Annotated in this window: 17 protein-coding genes and 1 riboswitch; of the genes, 5 read left to right on the forward strand and 12 right to left on the reverse strand. The window is 39.7% G+C overall.

The features are described from left to right. Positions 1–13: 13 nt before the first annotated feature. Together MHH44_RS15400 and MHH44_RS15405 are read right to left on the reverse strand one after the other, a co-directional pair. On the reverse strand, positions 14–1,474 hold the full coding sequence (locus MHH44_RS15400) for an alanine/glycine:cation symporter family protein (protein WP_014823069.1): 1,461 nt from the start codon (positions 1,472–1,474) through the stop codon (positions 14–16). Positions 1,475–1,606: 132 nt separating this feature from the next. Next, complete coding sequence (locus MHH44_RS15405; RefSeq protein WP_008408165.1) at positions 1,607–2,410, reverse strand: alpha/beta hydrolase; 804 nt, start codon at positions 2,408–2,410, stop codon at positions 1,607–1,609. Between the two features lie 253 nt (positions 2,411–2,663). Between MHH44_RS15405 and MHH44_RS15410 the strand changes: the two genes are divergently transcribed. Further along, on the forward strand, positions 2,664–3,176 hold the full coding sequence (locus MHH44_RS15410; RefSeq protein ID WP_014823067.1) for a gamma carbonic anhydrase: 513 nt from the start codon (positions 2,664–2,666) through the stop codon (positions 3,174–3,176). A gap of 116 nt (positions 3,177–3,292) precedes the next feature. On the opposite strand, the gene metK is transcribed toward MHH44_RS15410, so the two are convergent. Beyond that, positions 3,293–4,489 carry a methionine adenosyltransferase gene (gene metK, locus MHH44_RS15415; RefSeq protein WP_008408155.1) on the reverse strand — a complete coding sequence of 399 codons (1,197 nt, stop codon included), beginning with the start codon at positions 4,487–4,489 and terminating at the stop codon, positions 3,293–3,295. A 263-nt stretch (positions 4,490–4,752) separates the two neighbouring features. Further along, positions 4,753–4,868, reverse strand: a riboswitch (SAM riboswitch). Positions 4,869–5,067: 199 nt separating this feature from the next. On the opposite strand from metK, the gene pckA reads away from it, so the two are divergent. Continuing rightward, positions 5,068–6,654 (forward strand): phosphoenolpyruvate carboxykinase (ATP), encoded by a 1,587-nt coding sequence (pckA, locus tag MHH44_RS15420; protein ID WP_008408153.1) that lies wholly within the window; start codon positions 5,068–5,070, stop codon positions 6,652–6,654. Between the two features lie 110 nt (positions 6,655–6,764). On the opposite strand, the gene MHH44_RS15425 is transcribed toward pckA, so the two are convergent. The 4 genes from MHH44_RS15425 to MHH44_RS15440 all read right to left on the reverse strand — a co-directional run bounded on the left by MHH44_RS15425 (position 6,765) and on the right by MHH44_RS15440 (position 8,965). Next, positions 6,765–7,568 (reverse strand): alpha/beta hydrolase family protein, encoded by an 804-nt coding sequence (locus tag MHH44_RS15425; protein ID WP_014823066.1) that lies wholly within the window; start codon positions 7,566–7,568, stop codon positions 6,765–6,767. Next, positions 7,552–8,019, reverse strand: a complete 468-nt coding sequence (locus MHH44_RS15430; protein ID WP_014823065.1) for an NUDIX hydrolase — start codon at positions 8,017–8,019, stop codon at positions 7,552–7,554. The genes MHH44_RS15425 and MHH44_RS15430 overlap by 17 nt, the downstream gene beginning before the upstream one ends. A gap of 65 nt (positions 8,020–8,084) precedes the next feature. Continuing rightward, entirely contained in the window at positions 8,085–8,393 is a 309-nt protein-coding gene (locus MHH44_RS15435) for a transposase (protein WP_014823064.1), read from the reverse strand. Between the two features lie 128 nt (positions 8,394–8,521). Then, positions 8,522–8,965 (reverse strand): Dps family protein, encoded by a 444-nt coding sequence (locus MHH44_RS15440; protein WP_014823063.1) that lies wholly within the window; start codon positions 8,963–8,965, stop codon positions 8,522–8,524. Between the two features lie 203 nt (positions 8,966–9,168). On the opposite strand from MHH44_RS15440, the gene MHH44_RS15445 reads away from it, so the two are divergent. From MHH44_RS15445 to MHH44_RS15455, 3 genes are all read left to right on the forward strand, one after another. Next, positions 9,169–9,327: a hypothetical protein gene (locus MHH44_RS15445; protein WP_014823062.1), complete on the forward strand. Its 159-nt coding sequence runs from the start codon at positions 9,169–9,171 to the stop codon at positions 9,325–9,327. Beyond that, entirely contained in the window at positions 9,324–9,557 is a 234-nt protein-coding gene (gene yidD, locus MHH44_RS15450) for a membrane protein insertion efficiency factor YidD (protein WP_065215473.1), read from the forward strand. Before MHH44_RS15445 ends, yidD begins: the two co-directional genes overlap by 4 nt. A gap of 103 nt (positions 9,558–9,660) precedes the next feature. Beyond that, positions 9,661–10,647, forward strand: coding sequence for a metal ABC transporter solute-binding protein, Zn/Mn family (locus tag MHH44_RS15455; RefSeq protein WP_014823061.1), 987 nt, complete (start codon positions 9,661–9,663; stop codon positions 10,645–10,647). 52 nt (positions 10,648–10,699) lie between these two features. Here MHH44_RS15455 and MHH44_RS15460 read toward each other — a convergent pair whose 3' ends face one another. The 5 genes from MHH44_RS15460 to MHH44_RS15480 all read right to left on the reverse strand — a co-directional run bounded on the left by MHH44_RS15460 (position 10,700) and on the right by MHH44_RS15480 (position 16,963). Then, entirely contained in the window at positions 10,700–12,136 is a 1,437-nt protein-coding gene (locus MHH44_RS15460) for an o-succinylbenzoate--CoA ligase (RefSeq protein WP_340798989.1), read from the reverse strand. A gap of 78 nt (positions 12,137–12,214) precedes the next feature. Further along, positions 12,215–13,039, reverse strand: coding sequence for a 1,4-dihydroxy-2-naphthoyl-CoA synthase (gene menB, locus MHH44_RS15465; protein WP_014823059.1), 825 nt, complete (start codon positions 13,037–13,039; stop codon positions 12,215–12,217). A gap of 21 nt (positions 13,040–13,060) precedes the next feature. Beyond that, complete coding sequence (gene menH, locus MHH44_RS15470; RefSeq protein WP_014823058.1) at positions 13,061–13,873, reverse strand: 2-succinyl-6-hydroxy-2,4-cyclohexadiene-1-carboxylate synthase; 813 nt, start codon at positions 13,871–13,873, stop codon at positions 13,061–13,063. Next, positions 13,855–15,588 (reverse strand): 2-succinyl-5-enolpyruvyl-6-hydroxy-3-cyclohexene-1-carboxylic-acid synthase, encoded by a 1,734-nt coding sequence (menD, locus tag MHH44_RS15475; protein WP_014823057.1) that lies wholly within the window; start codon positions 15,586–15,588, stop codon positions 13,855–13,857. The genes menH and menD overlap by 19 nt, the downstream gene beginning before the upstream one ends. Beyond that, positions 15,581–16,963, reverse strand: coding sequence for an isochorismate synthase (locus MHH44_RS15480; RefSeq protein WP_014823056.1), 1,383 nt, complete (start codon positions 16,961–16,963; stop codon positions 15,581–15,583). The genes menD and MHH44_RS15480 overlap by 8 nt, the downstream gene beginning before the upstream one ends. Positions 16,964–17,035: the final 72 nt, after the last annotated feature.

The raw sequence follows: 17,035 nt of genomic DNA on the forward strand, positions 1-17,035 counted from the left end.
TCCTTTTAATCTACTAATCTTTCTTATATGTCTCCCAGAAATCAGCATTTTTAATTCCGAGTTTTTTCGGATCAAATACTGGGTCTTTTCCTTCTTTTTTCTGTTGCTCATAATCCTTCAACGCAATGAGGGCCGGTTTCATGATGAATAATAGCATAATTACGTTAATCCAAACCGTTAATCCTAAACCAACGTCACCGAATGCCCAAGCTAAATCGGACGTTTTAACTGTGCCGTAAAATGCCGAAGCCAATAATACGAATTTCATTAACAATATCCCGATACGTCTTGCACTGCCATTAAACATATACGAAACATTTGTTTCAGCAATATAGTAATATGCCATTAATGTAGTGAAAGCAAATAGGAATAAAGAAATTGCGACAAACCCTGAACCAAAGTTATTTAAAGATGGGAACGCATCATTTACAGCTGCTTGTGTAAAGCCTGAATACGTAATCGTCTCATCCATTTTTGCTTCAATCAGAGCTCCGTCTTGACTACCCTCATGGACATTGTATGTACCCATGAATAAAATCATTAATGCTGTTGCAGTACATACCAAGATTGTATCAATATAAACTGAAGCTGCCTGCACTAAACCTTGCTTTGCAGGATGCGATACTTCTGCAGCAGCAGCTGGATGTGCACCAGTACCTTGACCTGCTTCGTTTGAGTAGATGGCACGTTTTACACCCCAGAAAATTGCGCTACCGATCATCCCGCCAAATACTGCATCTGTAGCGAAAGCACTACGGAAAATTAAAGCAAACACTTCAGGCACAGCTGTAATATTCATAATAATAATAATAGCCGCTACTAACAAATACGCTAATGCCATGAATGGTACTAAAATTTGGGCAGCATTTGCAATACGCTTAACACCACCAAAAATAATAACCGCCAGCAGGAGAATCGTAACTAGTCCAGTTACCCATGGTTCAATTCCAAATGCATTATCAACTGCACCTGCGATGGCATTTGCCTGAACTCCAGGCATTAAAAATGCAACAGAGATAATCATCGCAATGGCAAAAATAACACCTAATGCACGTATTCCAGTTGTTTTTTCAATGTAGAACGCCGGACCACCACGATACTGTCCATCTTTTTTCTCTTTATAAATCTGAGCTAACGTCGACTCCATATACGCCGTTGATGCCCCGATAAATGCTGTCACCCACATCCAGAACACCGCACCCGGACCACCGAATGCAATAGCTGTTGCGGTACCAACGATATTACCTGTACCGACACGGCCCGACAATGCAATCGACAATGCCTGGAACGAAGATACACCTGCTTCTGATTTTTCTCCTTTGAACATTAACTTGAACATGTCTCCAATTAGCCTGACTTGTGCAAACTTTGTTAGGATAGAGAAAAATAAACCAACGATTAAAATACCATAAATCATAACAGGACCCCATAAAATATTGTTGGCCCATCCTACAAAATCATTCAAGAAACCCATACTATACCCCCTTTGTTGAAATAATGTATTAATTTGAAATTTAGTATATTACAAATATTCGAAAATTTCGATATATTTTTTTTAAGGAAATAAAAATAAACCTAACAAAGTATGATTTTGTTAGGCTTATCACTATTCAATAATATATCCCAAGTCTCTTAAAACATTATTAATATAATCTATCGTAAATTTAAAAACATCTTCCCGTTCCACTTCAAAATAAAGGCTGTGGAGGCAACCTTTCCATTGCTTATAGTGAAACTCGGAAAGCGTATGCTCTGTTATCCATTTCTTAGATGTACTAATGTCTGAAACTTTATCATTTTCACCCGTCATTAATAATACTGGGATATCCGGAAACTTCAATTCAGGGTTACGGATTGTCCGCGACATTTGCTGCCAGTCGCGATACCATTTTACCGTCACCATACTCTTCAACGGTAATTGCTCTTTTAGTTCCATTAACACATCTGTGTTCCGCGTAAGATGGTGAGGCTCCAACTCATGTTTCAGCTTAACATTCGATGTAATGGCGCTGAAGCTTGATAAAGCATTCGACAATTTTCCCGGTGCCAGCTTTAAATTAAACCAGGGGGATGCTAAAACAACACCCGCACATTCTATTTTATTGTTCTGGAGTACATACGTAGCTATTGCAGCCCCTAGGCCATTTCCTACGATAAAAAGCGGTACGTTATATTCTAGTGCCACTTTCAATAATACTTTTGTATACTTATAATATTCTTTAAAATCTTCATCATGATACGTTGTATACTTTCCTTGCTCTCCATGTCCAGGTAAATCCCCCATTACAACATGAAAGTGTGAGCTGCGGAACTTTTCAATTAACCATGCGTACCACCGATGATGTTCATATGCGCTATGAAGAATAACGACTACGGCTTTTGGTTGTTGCTCTGTTTCCCATTTCCACATGGCCAATACTCCTTACATATAAAATATTTTTATGACATAAACACGTGATCCTTTAATTCAGGAATGAGTTTGCCGATTATCAAAAAATTACGATATTGCACCTTCTTTAACATCGGCATCATTATATTACTATTTATTTGTATAATTATAATACATTCCGTTCTAAAAGAAATGTTAATTGAAAAATCTTCACGTTTTGTTACGATATCTATAGATTTATCTACAATTTTATAGAAGAAATGAGGAAATGCACATGATTTACCCTTATAAGGATAAAATACCAACGATTCACCCTTCTGCATTCATTGCAGACTATGCCACAATTACCGGTGATGTAACAATCGGTGCCGAAACTTCAATTTGGTTTAACACGGTAATTCGTGGCGATGTAAACAAAACTATAATTGGTGACCGTGTCAGTATCCAGGATTTGAGCTGCCTTCACCAAAGTCCCGCTGCCCCTCTCATTATTGAAGACGAAGTAACAGTAGGTCATCAAGTTACATTACATAGCTGTACAATTAAAAAACGCGCTTTAGTTGGTATGGGTTCCATCATACTGGACGGGGCTGTTATAGGCGAGGGTGCATTTATTGGTGCCGGCAGTCTTGTACCACCGGGAAAAGTGATTCCTCCCAATTGTTTAGCGATGGGTCGCCCAGCAAAAGTCGTACGTGAAGTGACAGCAGAAGATCGCGCAGATATGGATCGGATAATTTCAGAATATGTGGCAAAAGGGCAATACTATAAATCACTTCAAAAATAATTTAACAGTCATTCCCCTCTTTGAATCTTATAAATCTATACCTTGTTAAAAAGAAATCTTATATAAGATCATAAAAAAGGAGCTATCCATTAAACTGGATGCTCCTTTTTATTATATTAAATTCCTGCTTTAGCTTTCAATTCAGCCGCTTTATCCGTACTTTCCCATGGCACATTTAAATCTGTGCGACCGAAATGTCCGTATGCTGCTGTTTGCTTATAAATCGGACGACGTAAATCAAGCATTTTAATAATGCCCGCAGGACGTAAATCAAATAGCTCACGTACCCAGTTCACGATTTTTGATTCTTCTACTTTTCCTGTACCGAATGTATCAACCGCGATTGATACAGGTTGTGCAACACCGATTGCATACGCCAGTTGCACTTCAGCACGGTCAGCTAGGCCAGCTGCTACAATGTTTTTAGCAACATAACGTGCTGCATATGCTGCAGAGCGGTCAACTTTTGTCGCATCCTTACCGGAGAATGCTCCGCCACCATGACGCGCATAGCCGCCGTAAGTATCAACAATAATTTTACGACCTGTAAGACCTGCATCTCCTTTAGGCCCGCCGATTACGAAACGACCTGTTGGGTTGATGAAGTATTTTGTTGCTTCATCCAATAATTGAGCAGGAACAACCGGTTTAATAACGTGCTCTTTAATATCTGTTTGAATTTGTTCTAATGTTGCTTCTTCATCATGCTGTGTTGAAATAACGATTGTATCCACACGAACAGGTTCATTGTTTTCATCATATTCGATTGTTACTTGTGTTTTACCATCCGGACGTAAATATTCCAATTCTCCTGATTTACGTACTTCTGTTAAACGACGTGCTAATTTATGAGCTAAAGAAATTGGCATCGGCATTAATTCCGGTGTTTCGTTACATGCATAGCCGAACATTAATCCTTGGTCGCCTGCACCGATTGCTTCCAGTTCATCATCCGTCATTGAACCTTCACGTGCTTCCAATGCTTGGTCAACACCTTGTGCAATGTCAGGTGATTGCTCTCCTACAGCTACTAGTACTGCAAGGTTTTCCGCATCAAAGCCGTACTTACCGCGTGTGTAGCCGATTTCTGCCACTGTATCACGGATAATTCCTTTCATATCTACATAAGTAGAAGTTGTAATCTCACCAGATACTAGTACTAAGCCTGTTGTTACCGTAGTTTCACAAGCTACACGTGCATTTGGATCTGCAGCTAAAATAGCGTCTAAAATGGCATCCGAAATTTGGTCACAAATTTTATCCGGATGTCCTTCCGTTACACTTTCTGATGTAAACAGTCGACGATTTGTCATGTCATTTCCTCCTAAATCACTTTGGCAATTGTTTTTTATTGATACGGTACTCATTACCCATGTCCGTTATATAAAGCAATTACGCTAATGCGTATCTACCTTTTAACGTCAAGCTATATTTGCTTTAACACGAGGGTCTGAAAGGCTGTAACTATATAATTTTCGCTCAGCACGAAATTGTAAAACAAAATAAAAAAAATCCTTTCTCTCATAGCCGTGTTCATCACACGTGAGGAAAGGATATTACGTTTCGTTACCTTTCACTCTTATCGTTCAAGGGAATTTTTGCCCTTGCATCAGGTTGGCACCAACACGTATAAAATATACGCAGGTTGCCGGGTTTCATAGGGCCTGCCCCTCCACCAGCTCGGGATAAGAGTATCCGTTCAATTAAACATCTTACGCAAAAAAACAAGTGCTGTCAACAAATTTTGACGTATTTCGCAATGTTTAAAATTCCGGAAAAAATAATTTGCAATTAGTATAGATTATTTCACTTAATGTGTTATACTATTTTTGAATTAGGAATCAACTCCCCTCTATAAGGGAATACTATAAAAAAGGATGGTATTTAATAGATGAATTCGGTAGAAATTGCTAACGAGCTGAAAGAACTTTTAAACGGGGAAAACATCAAAACTCAATTATCTGTTCCACAATTAGTTGAAAAAGCTACATCACGCGGAGAAGCCGTGCTGACTGTTGAAGGTGCATTACGTGCCCAAACAGGAAAATACACTGGCCGTTCTCCAAAAGATAAATATATAGTAAAAGAAGAAATTTGCAACAATAAAATCGATTGGGGCAAAGTTAACCGTCCGATTTCTGCAGAGGTATTTGATAAACTTTATGTGAAAGTTGTAAATTACTTAAAAGAACGTGACGAGTTATATGTATTCAACGGTTTTGCAGGTGCAGACAAAGAGTCTCAATTATCCATTAAAGTAATTAATGAATATGCTTGGCATAATCTATTCTGTCATCAATTGTTCATCCGCCCAACAGCAGACGAATTGGCTAAACATGTTGCCGAGTTTACAATCGTATCTGCGCCAAACTTCAAAGCAGATCCTGAAGTAGACGGTACAGGATCGGAAACATTCATTATAACATCTATTGAAAAGAAAATCATCTTAATCGGCGGAACTGAGTACGCAGGTGAAATGAAGAAGTCAATCTTCGGTATTATGAACTACTTATTGCCTGAACAAGGTATCTTCCCAATGCATTGCTCTGCAAACGTTGGTGAAGGTGGCGATGTTGCATTATTCTTCGGTCTATCTGGTACGGGAAAAACAACTTTATCTGCTGATAAAGATCGTAAATTAATCGGTGACGATGAGCACGGTTGGTCTGATAACGGCGTATTCAACATTGAAGGTGGATGCTATGCAAAAACAATCAACCTATCTGCTGAAAATGAGCCGGAAATTTATAATGCAATTCGCTTTGGTTCAGTACTGGAAAACGTTGCGGTAGATCCTGAAACACGCGAATGCGACTATGCTGACGGTTCATTAACAGAAAATACACGTGTCGCTTACCCTATCGACTATATTGACAATATTGTGTTACCATCAGTAGCAGGTCATCCAAATACAATCGTCTTCTTAACAGCCGATGCATTTGGTGTATTACCTCCTATTTCTAAATTGACAAAAGAGCAGGCAATGTATCACTTCCTAAGTGGTTTCACATCAAAACTTGCCGGCACAGAACGTGGTGTAACAGAGCCAGAACCAGTATTCTCTACATGCTTCGGTTCTCCATTCCTACCGCTTGCTGCAACAGTTTATGCAGAGCAATTAGGTAAGAAAATTGATGAGCACGGTTCACAAGTTTTCCTAGTAAACACTGGTTGGACTGGTGGCGAATATGGTGTAGGCAGCCGTATGAAGCTTTCTTATACACGTGCAATGGTTCGTGCTGCAATCGATGGTAAATTAAATAACGTTGAGACAACTCAAGATGCAGTATTTGGATTAAACATTCCAGTAGCCGTTGAAGGTGTACCATCTAGCGTATTAAATCCTCGTGATGCATGGGCAGATAAAGCTGCATATGACAAAAAAGCTGCTGAACTTGCTGATCTGTTCAAAAATAACTTCACGAAATTCGAGAATGTTGATGAAGCAATCGTTCAAAAAGGCGGCCCATTAGTATAATTTACTAATGACCAACTTTATTCAATCAAAAACAAACAGCATTTTCCTCTATGGGGAAAATGCTGTTTTTACTTTGTATAAAATAAGGTTTTCCCTTATTATTTTTTTTCCTAGTTCTGTTCAGACTTCTTACTTTCTTGGCGTTTCATCCAATTACATAAGTTTTTCACAGTGTCACGGTTCAAGTCTGGAGGATAATGATGCTTTAATCCGGATGAGAACCATGTCTCAACAGATTTTCCTTCCTTTTTTAAGTACTGCTCTAGTTTATAGGCATGCTCAATATCCACATGCTGATCTTCTGTACCATGAATTATGAGTACCGGAGTTTGAAGTTTTTCGATTTCAAGTAGTGGTGTCCGGTCATCATAGTTTTCCGGTACTTTATTTGGTGTACCGCCAACAATCCTTTTCAAGCCGCGCCGCATATCCACCCGCTCCCAATATGTTGCTGTCGCATCCGATACACCTGCCCATGTTACGAGCGATTTAATATCATCACGTAAAATCGCTGTCCACAATACCATTAATCCACCACGGGAAAAACCATACAGATTCACTTTGTCCACTTGAATAAAATGCTTCAGTACTTCTATACCGTTAATTGCATCATAACGGTCATCACCGGCAAATTCATCCTTACCTTCTCCCCCGCGATTTCCGCGATAGTACGGAGCAAATACTACAAAGCCTTGCATCGCAAATTGGGCAATACGTGCCGGTCTCACCATACCGATTGATTGGAGCCCCCCACGCAAATATAAAAGCGCTTCATATGTACCAGCCGCTTGTGGACGTGCCAATAATCCTTTTACACGCAGGCCTTGTGACCAATACGTAATTTCATCTAATCGGATATGGGGATTCGGTGATGGGTAATTGCGTATCGAAAAAATCTTACCATTGTCGTTCATGATTTTTCACTTCCTGCAACATCTTTTTCATTCCTGCATCCCGCATATAGAAACTTAAATTCGGCTGCTTCCACAAATCCTCTTCTGTCAGCCATAACATGCCTTCTGTTTCATGATCTCCTGTAAAAGGTTCAATGTCCTTTACTTTGGCAGTAAAAACCGCTTTGCAAAAGGGAATGTCATCATGCACGATGTAGTAGGCAAACCATTTTACATCTTCTATTACAACATTTGCTTCTTCATAAACTTCACGGATAGCCGCTTCGTATAATGTCTCTCCAGGCTCCTGCTTGCCTCCGGGAAACTCAACACCACGACGGTGATGAATCGTACATAACCATTTCCCTTCATATTGTACAAGGGCCAATACATGCTTAGGTTCAACTTCGAAAGGACCTTCATCAAATCTTAAATCTACTTTTAAATTATTTTCATCGATAAATGTAAACATCTTTTCGCTCAACTCCTCTTATTAGTGTAACGAACAGATGTCTACGGTTCAATCAAATCGCCTAATTATCGAGTAAAGTATGGCAGTTGCTCGACGAACTTTTTCGCTTCCTCGTCTCCAAATTCATGAATCAGGGCATATACCTTTTTAAGTCGGTGGTCGATTTCATGATTTAATCTGTCCAAATGATATGGAATAAACGGCATATGTGCACGGAAAGCATTTGACGCTTCCAGATGTTGCATCTGATTAAACAGCTTCATAAATACACGGGCCTTTTGCGGTTCCATTTTTAAAACAAATTCATACGAAGATCCAGGATGCAAATTGCATGTTAAATTGGCAACGGATACATAAACATTATTTTTTTCCATTATTCTCACCTCATATTTAAGGTGGACTGCAATAAAATCATTTATACATTGGAAGCATATATCGTGCAATCATTCCATCAAATGATCAATAAAAAAACGACCCCAAAACGGAGTCGTTTTATCCAATATTAGTTGCCTAAATAAGCATTTAACATCCATGTATGCTTTTCAAGGCTTTGGAATTGAGCATTCAGTAAATCCTCTGTACGGTCATCGCCTTCTTCTGAAGCTGTTTCCATTGCCTTATTTAAAGCTCCCATAATTGTTTTGAAGTCTTCGATTAATTTAGAAACCATTTCCTCTGTTTCTTCTTTTCCTGAAGCCTCTTCAATTAGAGAAAGTTCTAAATGTTCCTTTAATGTTGCAACAGGCTTGCCGCCCTTCGTTAAAATACGTTCTGCAATTTCATCTAAATTTAAAGTTACTTCGTTGTAAAGCTCTTCAAATTTGACGTGTAATGTAAAGAATGATGGTCCGTTTACATACCAGTGGTAATTATGTAACTTCGTGTACATTACCGACCATGTTGCTACTAAATCATTTAATTGTGTGTTTAATTGTTTCTTTGCCATTTGTCCTTCACCTCATAAATTATATTTAAAACTTCGATAACGAAATTTTAATCCTGATATAAAATCTTTCTATTGCTTATATTTTTAGAAATGTATCATTGCTTGTATTATATCCGTTATCCGACTTCTTAAAACATTTAGTTCAATCATTCTTCACACTCACCGCAGGTTTTTCCTGTAAAATGGAAGTTGAGGTGAAAAAAATGAGCTTACCTATTGTATTGATTATTATCTTAACGATAATGGGTATTTTTGCATTCTCTATTATTTTACTTGCCCGGAAAAACAGCGTATCATTAAAGCAAACCGATGATTCCAAACCAATCCGGACTTATAAAAATGGAGAGCAAAAACAGCAATGAAAAAACTATTTATCGGATTAATTCGTCTTTACCAAAAATATATTTCGCCTATGACGCCACCATCTTGCCGGTTCCACCCGACTTGTTCGAGCTATGGAATTGAAGCAATTCAAAAACATGGTGCAATAAAAGGATCGATCATGACGATCATTCGAATCATAAAATGTCAGCCGCTTCATCCTGGTGGCTTCGATCCTGTTCCAGAAAAATGGCCTTCGAAAAAAAAATAATTTTCGAAGGCTTTTTATATTGTTTTTTTTTATTGAATCCTGTATGATTGAAAATGTTCAAAAATACAAATCGTAATAATTACTATTTAAGGAGATTTAATTAATGAAAAAATGGTTTTCAATCATTTCGATGTTTACACTTGTTTTATTATTAGCTGCCTGCAATGCAGATGATACGAAAAAAGACACAAACGAATCACAGCAAAAGGAAGATGCCCTTTCTGTTTATACAACCGTTTACCCATTGCAGTATTTTACGGAACAAATCGGTGGAGAGTTTGTTGATGTTTCTTCCATTTATCCTGCAGGTGCAAATGAACATTCGTTTGAACCAACTCAAAAGGATATGATGGCGTTAGCAGATGCAGATTTATTTTTCTACATTGGTCTTGGTTTAGAAGGTTTTGTTGAAAATGCGCAAAAGACTTTGGCAAATGAAGACGTAAAATTAGTTGCTACAGCTGCCAATGTAACGGAAGATCAGCTTCATATTTCCACAGGACATACACATGCTGAGCATGAGGAACATGATGACCACGGACATGAAGAAGAACACGCACACGAAGAACACGATGCGCATGTATGGTTATCCCCAATTATTTCACAGCAGTTAGCTTTAACGATTAAAGATGAACTAGTTAAAGCCTTACCGGAACACGAAGCAACATTCAATTCAAATTACGAGCAATTAGTAACAGATCTTGCGGCATTGCACTCAGACTTTGAAGAAATTGCTGCAGCTACTACGAAAAAAACATTCTTTGTATCGCATGCTGCATTCGGCTACATTGCGGGACATTACGGCTTCAATCAAGTACCTGTAGCTGGTTTAAATTCGCAAAGTGAGCCTTCACAAAAGGAATTAACGGCAATTGTTGATTTAGCAAATAAAGAAAATATCCAATATATTTTCTTTGAACAAAATGTTTCTTCAAAATTAACGGAAATTATTCAAAAGGAAGTTAATGCAGAAACGTTAACGTTGCATAATTTAAGTGTTTTAACGAAGGAAGATATCCAAAACAACGAAGACTACTTTACGTTAATGCGTAAAAATATGGATGTCCTCAAGCAAGCTTTGAGCAATTAATCATTTAAAAAGGTCCAAGCATTCATTATGCTTGGGCCTTTTTATCTCCTCATCACTCTTCCAGCAGCTGCATCAACTTTCTTCTTAGCAGTTTATTGGAACCGCTTCGAGGTAAATGACTGACGAAGTGAACATGTTTCGGGACTTTATAATTTGCTAAGTGCTGTGCGCAAAATTTGATGATTTCTTGTTCTGTCATCTGATTTTTTGCAACAATAAAGGCAACAGGGACTTGCCCCCATTTGTCATGCTCCATTCCGCACACACCTGCCTCTTTTACGTTCGGGTGACCGAGCAATAAATTTTCAATTTCAGCCGGATAAATATTTTCTCCGCCTGAAATAATTAAATCACTACGACGATCAACGACAAATAGATACCCTTGTTCATCCAAATAACCAACATCTCCTGTATGAAGCCAGCCATTGATGGTTGTCGGTTTGTCTTTAAAGCGGCCAATATATTTCGGCGTGACATGAGGTCCGCGGATTAATATTTCACCAATGAATTCCCCGTCTTTTGCATCAATTTTAATTTCATTGAAAAACAGCGGTTTGCCGGCAGATCCGATATGTGTCATTGCATCCTCGTTTGCCAGTGTTGCGGTTTGCGAAGACGTTTCTGTCATACCGTAAGTTTGGGCAACACACAAGTCCAGTTCTTCTGATCGTTTTAAATAATCGATCGGTACTGGACCGCCACCTGCTAATGCGACTGTGAAATTGGGATGTGCTTTTTTACCAGCCTGCTCCATTTCGGAAAGTATATTTTCGAGGATGACCGAAACGACTGACATTTTCGTAACGGTACCTTCCATAATTTCCTGTGCACATTTTTTAGCATCAAATTTTTCATATAAACGTATTTTCATCCCATATAGCAATGAACGGACGACAATCGAAAAACCACTTATATGAAAAATTGGAACAGTACAAAGCCATGTATCCTTCTCTGAAATGCCTAAATTCAATGCTGAGCTGATTGCACTTGAACTATGGTTTGAAACGGTTTGGCAAACTCCCTTCGGAAATCCAGTTGTCCCGGATGTATACATAATCGTCAAAGCAAAATCCTCATTCCACTGTGCTGCAATATCATATTCCGACTCCGTTGTCTTATAAAGCTTCGAAAATGGGATGATTCGGTCATCATCAGGAAGTTTGACAAGCTCTTCATCGGCGACTAATATCGCATCTACTTCAGCATCTTCAACTTGATACGCAAGCTCCTGCTTTGCCAGTCTGCCATTCAGCAGTACCATTTCGCATTGTGCTTGCATACATGAATACAGCAGTTCGATTAAAGGCGGTGTAGATGGTGCTAAAATAGCCACCCGTTTTCCATTCGTTAAACGAAGTGTATTTAATTTATAAGCTAACCTAACAGACTGTAAATAAAGCTCGTTAAACGTCCATTGCTCGTCATGAAAGCTCAGTGCAACCCGATTTGGTGTTAAATAGGCTCGTTGCTTGATCCAGTTTGGCTGCATCCTTTTTCCCTCCTATCGTAAAGAAAAGGGATGTCCAAAGTTTTCGGACATCCCTTTTGAATTATTATAACGAACAAATCAAGGGAAACGTGGGAATTGACCGAAGTCTGGTTTACGTTTCTCTTTAAATGCATCGCGGCCTTCTTTTGCTTCATCTGTTGTGTAGTATAGAAGTGTCGCATCACCAGCAAGTTGTTGGATACCAGCTAAGCCGTCTGTATCTGCATTCATTGCAGCTTTTAAGAAACGTAATGCTGTTGGCGACATTTCAAGCATCTCTTCACACCATTTTACTGTTTCATCTTCTAATTGCTCATATGGTACTACTGTGTTTACTAAGCCCATTTCAAGTGCTTGCTGCGCATCGTATTGACGGCATAAGTACCAGATTTCACGAGCCTTTTTGTGTCCTACGATACGTGCTAAGTAACCTGAGCCGTAACCAGCATCGAATGAACCGACTTTAGGTCCTGTTTGACCGAAACGTGCATTTTCTGCAGCGATTGTTAAGTCACATACTACGTGCAATACGTGCCCGCCGCCGATTGCATAACCTGCTACCATCGCTACAACCGGTTTAGGAATTTTACGGATTAACGTTTGTAAGTCTAATACGTTTAAGCGAGGAATCTGGTCATCGCCTACATAACCGCCATGACCGCGTACTTTTTGGTCGCCGCCAGAGCAGAATGCATGCTCGCCTTCACCTGTTAAAATAATTACGCCCACACGCTCATCATCACGAGCACGTGAGAAAGCATCGATCATTTCCGCTGTTGTTTTTGGGCGGAAAGCGTTGCGAACTTCTGGACGGTTAATCGTAATTTTTGCGATCCCGTTATAATATTCATACTTAATATCTTCGTAAGTATGTAAAGATGTCCATAGACGTTGCTTTGTCATATATATTGCCTCCTATTTCGGTTATGAAATCGTTTCCTTTACTATTGTAGCAAACTTTGTCGGATTTTCCACATGAATTGCGTGGCCAACTGCTGGAATTATAAGATGATTTGCTTTTTTTATATGCTCTTGCATTTCAATGTTTAATTGAATGAATTTTCCATCACGCTGTCCGGTAACAAGTGTCACAGGCATCGTTAATGTATTAAGCTTACCCCAAAGTTCAGGCATTACACCTGTCCCCATCCCGCGCAGACTGTTTGCAAGGCCGATTTCACTTTGTTGCATTCGCTCTGTTCGAATTTCCTGCTGTACTACTGCAGGAAGACTTTTTTGAGAAGCAAATAGCGGTATATTTTCCCACTTGGTTACGAATGATTCAATCCCATTCGCGAGTATCTTTTCAGCGAGTGTATCATCCGCCTGCTTTCGTATACTACGCTCCTGGTCATCTTTTAAACCCGGAGAAGCACTTTCCAACAGTAAATGCTCGATTGCAGCCGGGTAGCGAACTGCATAGCTCAATGCTACACGCCCCCCCATCGAATAGCCTACCAGCGAGAAAGTATCAAGCTGTAAGTGATGGAAAAGTTCATGCAGCAGTTCCACTTGAAAATCCATAGAGTAAAATTCAACAGTAGCCGGAGCCGCTGTTTTACCGTGTCCGATTAAATCAACGGCAATACATCTGATGTTTGACGGCAGTTGCGAAACTATCTTTTTCCAAGTAATTGTGCTCCCAGTAAAACCGTGGAGAAATACAATTGTCTGAGTTGCCTGTTCATTCCACTGATCTATATTTACATCCTGGCCTTTTACAGTGAATCGAGCCATTGTTCCATCACCTCATGAATACGCGCCCATAACTCACGGTGCTGCTTTACATTCTCATCACGATCTGTGAAAGCTTCGATTAGTTTAATCGGTGTTTGTTTATCTGCTATTAATGCATTCTTAAATTGTTCCAATGATGTGGCTTTTTCGTAATCCAGCTCATACATTTTGGCCATTTGTTCGAATGTCAATGCAGTCGGTGTACCGAAGAGATCTTCATAATGCTCTTCTACCTTCGATTGCGGTAAATAAGAGAAAATTCCGCCACCGTCATTATTCATGACAATTACCGTTAAATCACATTCCTGATAACGGCTTGCAACAAATGCATTTGCATCATGTAAAAATGCCAGATCGCCAATTAATAAATAGGTTTTGCGGTTTTTGCGACCATTACTGAAACCAAGTGCTGTAGATGTTACCCCATCAATTCCATTTGCTCCGCGGTTTGCAAAAATTTGAACAGGGCGATTTTGTGTAAGTAAAAACGTATCAATATCACGGATTGGCATACTGCTGCTGACATAAATGTCGGCGTCTTCCTCAATACTTGTCAGGAATGCCTGTACCATTGCTCCTTCATCATCAGCAAATTGACTGTACTTTTCAATGACATCAGCTGCAAGTAAATCTGCCATTTTCCAAAATTGAACGTACGCCATTTCTGCTTGAGAATTTGCTAATTTCAGCTCCGATAGCCATTCTCCAGGTAACGCATGAATGAAATGTGTCGACATATGAGTAGAATCCCTATACATCGGATCTTCATCGATAACAATATAGCTTTGCGGATTTGCCTGTACGATAAACTGCATTAAAAATTTTGATACAGGCTGTGCACCGAATCGAATGACCGTTTGTGGTCGGACATTTCTTTTGAAGCGTTCATTTTTCATCAATGTATCATATGTAGAAATCGCATATATTTGGCAATCTTCCGGTATTTCTGTGCGCAGGTTCGATAAGCTTTCAATCATTACCGGCCATTTCACTTCACGAATAAAATCCCATAAATATTCTGTGTTCGTTCCTAGCGGCAATTCCCCTACAATCAGAATTCCTGTCGTTGTTTGTTCGATGATTGCTGTCAGCTTTGCCACCGCTTGTTTAGCAGGCTGAAGTTCATTTGTATAGCTTTTAATAAAGCTTGAAACCGGCAATTTATCGGTAAAGTCAATGATTAGCGGTTCACGGAACGGTATATTTAGATGAACAGGTCCAAACGGTGCGGTCGTTGCAATGTTTACCGCACGCACTGTGTGTCGTTCGATAAACGGAATCGTTTGCGGTGCCTCATCCGGAATCGGGAATTCTGCCGACCATTTAACATTATCGCCGTATAGCCGTACTTGATTGATCGTCTGTGGTGCTCCTACTTCTCGCAATTCATGCGGACGGTCTGCTGTTAAAACAATTAACGGTACACGTGCATATTTTGCTTCGACAATGGCAGGATAGTAATTGGCCGCTGCTGTTCCTGATGTACATACAAGCACGACTGGTTTCGCAGTTGATTTAGCTAAGCCTAGCGCGTAAAAGGCTGCCGCTCTTTCATCGACTTGACGATGCATTTCGATTTCCTTTGTTGAGGCAAATGCATAGGCAAGCGGTGTAGAGCGAGAGCCGGGACTTACGACAACCTGCTCTACACCAGAAGCTACTAACGCTGACACAATCGTATAAACATATTTGGATAGTACTTCACGTTCATTCATGTAATTGGCCTCCTAAAGCTCGAAGCATTGGACGGAATTTAACGAGTGTCTCTTCATATTCCGATTGTGCTTCCGAATCTTCGACAATTCCTCCGCCTGCATATAAATACGCTTTATCCTGTACTAATGCTGCCGAGCGAATCGCTACCGCAAACTCGCCATTTCCGTCAGCATCGAGCCAGCCGATTGGCGCTGCATACAGCCCTCGGTTCATCGGTTCATATGTCCGGATTATTTCCATTGCCTGTTCACGCGGAACTCCGCCTAAAGCAGGTGTTGGATGCAAATGTTTCACAAGCTGCAAAATTGTTGCATCTTCATTTAACTGTCCTTCAACAGGTGTATATAAATGCTGAATATCACGGATTTTTAATAACTTCGGTCCATGAGGTACCTTTACTTTTGAACAATTCTTTTTGAAGGTGTCGGTAATCATCTCAACAACATAGTGATGCTCACCAAGGTTTTTCAAATCGCTCAGTAACGTTCTTCCAAGTTCCTCATCGGCTTCAGCTGTTGTTCCGCGCTTAATCGAACCTGCCACACATGAAGAATAGGCACGTCCGTTGTCTACCTTTACTAACCGTTCCGGTGATGCGCCGTAAAATAGTAAGTCACCATGCTCTAAGCCAAACAAATAACTTTCCGGCTGCTCATGTACGACATGCGACAAAATTTGCGGAGAAGTGATCGTTTCCTTAAATTGCAATGCTAAAGATCGTGCAATGACAACCTTTTGCGCTTCATTTGCTTTGATTAAGCTCGTTACCTTATTGATGGAATTCAAATATTCCTTCTTATACGGTTCCATATAGCTTGTCATCGTCGGCTTCGCATAAGTTTTAACTTCCTTCACTTGTGCTGCATGAATGAGCTCGTCACGTTCTTTACGAAGTGCTTCAAACGTTGTTGCGCTGTTTTCCTCGTCCGTAATATAGTTTATTGTGACATAAGCTTTATCATTGCGAATAACTAACTGATGTGTTGCGACAGTAAAGTAGCTTTGCGGGAAGTTTGTCCATTCTGCTGAAACTTCATTTTGTGGATCAAAAGTAAAGCCGCCAAAAAGGATTGGCTGCAGATGCTGATCTTCCTCTATGATTTGACTCGTCAGTTTTTTCCATTCATGTTCTACTAAATCGAAACGAGCGTCAGACGCATTGTTTGCAATTGTATAGGCATGTCCTAAACCAACCAATGTGAATGTTTTTTCACGATTTTGCCAGTAGTTTCGTTTTCCTTTATATTTCGATTCGCCTGCCGCAAAAAATGCCAATGCGGACAAACGGCTTACTTCGATTGTTTCCATATAAAAAATTTGCTTTGAATTTGAGCCTACTTCTATTTCAGTGGCGTTGTACCACTTGTGTTGCATGAAAATTCCCTCCGTCATGTTGCAAATTCACTAAGTATGATGCAAGTATAGCGTTATTTTAATACGTGCTTG

Source organism: Solibacillus sp. FSL K6-1126, from assembly GCF_038003445.1.
GTDB lineage: Bacteria > Bacillota > Bacilli > Bacillales_A > Planococcaceae > Solibacillus > Solibacillus silvestris.